Origin of the sequence: Robiginitalea sp., from assembly GCF_049588695.1 — a bacterium.
In the GTDB taxonomy this organism is placed as follows: Bacteria; Bacteroidota; Bacteroidia; order Flavobacteriales; family Flavobacteriaceae; genus Robiginitalea.
Genome location: NZ_JBAVZJ010000450.1, coordinates 1 through 2,252, shown reverse-complemented (window position 1 = coordinate 2,252; position 2,252 = coordinate 1). Strand labels below are relative to the sequence as shown.

The following is a 2,252-nucleotide window of genomic DNA, read 5'->3' as shown; positions in this document are numbered from 1 at the left end:
CTCCAACACGGCAACGACCTGGCCTTTCCGAACCTTATCCCCTACAAGCAGGGATGTTTTTTTAACAAATCCCCCATAGACCGCGCTGATGACCACGCGATTTTCGGGTGGGACATCGATCATACCACTGACCCGGATCACTTCGGGAAATCGCATCTCTGCAGGGGTACTTACAGCCATGTTATTGGCTTCGAACTGCTGCCGGCTCAGGGTGATAATTCCCGCTTCTTCGCTATCCTGAGTCGGATTACCGGATTCGGAGGCCTTTTCCTTACAGGAGAGGGCCAGGGCCAGGATAAGTAGCGTAAATATGAGGGTATTGGATCTCATGTTCTGGGTTTAATAGGTTAGATAATTAATCTGGAGGACAATGTCGTTATATCGTTCCAGTTGCCTTAAATACTCAAGGCTGATTTCATAGCCGTTTTCCAGGCTTAAGATGTATTGGAAAAAATCGATTTCACCATTCCTGTAGCTGCTTTCCGCAGTGCGCAGAATAGCCTTCGAAAGCTGGAGTCCTTCTTCTTCGTAGTATCTCAGTGCTTTTTCCTGCTGCAAATGCTCGTCTTTTAAACGATCCAGTTTCGTCTCCAGGCGTAACTCGTATTCCTGTTGTTGATCGCCAAAAGCTTCGGCTTCCAGGCGGGCAGAGCGAATACGGGAAGATTGCCCTGGGAACAACAAAGGTATTTTCAGCCCAATGGTATACCCCCTGAACCAGTCTTCTGTCATCCCGTTATCTCCCTGGAGGTACTGGAGTGAAAACCCGGGAAGCAATTGTTGTTGCTCGAGCCGGAATTGTTTATCCAGGGCCAGTTGCTGGTTCTCGTATCGGGTGAGTTCGGGCAGGGAATCGACTATCGGGAATTCCAGCATCATTCGCTCAGGGGCAGGTGTGGCCAGCTGCAGGGGTTGCTCAGACCTTACCAGGTTTTGAATCTGGTTCTCCAAAATTCCGGCCCGGGTTCGGGCTTCCTCCAACTGAATGCGAATTTCCCTGGATTTGGATGTGGCCGTAATTTTCTCCAGATAATTGGTCGCTCCCAGTTCAAATCGCCGGTTGGCGGCTTTTTCAAATGCCTGGTAGAGACTGTCCAGCCGGGAGTAGATATGTGCAGTTTCCAGGGCAACCAGGTACTGGTTATAGGTGTTGCTCACTTCCAGAAACAACTGCTTTTTTCGGATTTGATAGGCGTTTTTTTCACCCGCTGCCAAATAGTTTTGCACCTGCCGCCGGGCACCATAGACGGTAGGGAACTCAAAATCCTGTCGAATTCCCAGGACGTTCAGGGAAACATCTTCTATCCTGTTTGCCTCATCGCGGTTGTAAAAGAATTCGGTTTTGCCGAAATCAAAAGCAGTACCCCTGCGGGCATCTGCCGCTTCCATTTGTTTTTCAGCGGCTTGCAGGGCAGGGTTATTGATCCGGGCGATTTCGAGGAGTTCTTCCAAATCCGCGGGGTTCTCCTGTCCCTGAAGGGGTACAGAAAGCATAAAAAGGAGAAGAGCGGCTCCTATAGCACGTGTTGAGGCCCCCGGGCTGGAATTTCCCTTCTTCACCTTGCTGAATAAGGCGTAAAGCACCGGGAGAACGACTAACGTCAGGAGGGTTGAGGTGATGAGGCCGCCGATGACTACTGTAGCCAGGGGCCGCTGAACTTCGGCACCCGCACTTGTAGACACGGCCATGGGTAAAAAGCCCAGGGCTGCTGCGGACGCTGTGAGGAGAACGGCCCGCATCCGGTCTTGTGCCCCCTGTGTGATAAGTGCTTCCATAGTATCAAAAGCGGTTAGTTTTAATTCTTTAAAGTGCTCGATCAGCACGATTCCATTCAGGACGGCGATCCCAAAAAGGGCTATAAACCCAACCCCGGCCGAGATGCTAAAGGGCATATCCCGGATCAATAACAGCAATACGCCCCCAACAGCGGCCAGGGGAATGGCAGAAAAAATAATCAGGGTATCCCGTACGGATTTAAAGGCGATATAGAGCAGGATAAATATGAGCATAAGGGATATGGGAACAGCTACAAAAAGCCGGGACTTGGCAGACTGCAGGTTTTCAAACTGCCCCCCGTAGGTGATGGTGTACCCGGGTGGAAACTGTACCCGGGATTCTACCAGATTCTGTATTTCATTAACCACAGATTGGAGGTCCCGGTCCCGGACATTGATTCCGACCACAATCCGCCTCCGCGTATCATCCCTCGAAATCTTTGCGGCCCCTTTGTCATAACTGACCTCGGCAACCT

At 50.9% G+C, this 2,252-nt stretch carries 1 protein-coding gene and 1 pseudogene; both read right to left on the bottom strand.

Translation table 11 applies throughout. The annotated features are described in order from the left end of the window. Positions 1–330 (bottom strand): annotated as a pseudogene (locus WBV75_RS10625) (efflux RND transporter periplasmic adaptor subunit); the annotation flags it as partial. Between the two features lie 9 nt (positions 331–339). Further along, the coding region (locus WBV75_RS10620) for an efflux RND transporter permease subunit (RefSeq protein ID WP_424120585.1) at positions 340–2,252 on the bottom strand (1,913 nt) is incomplete at its 5' end.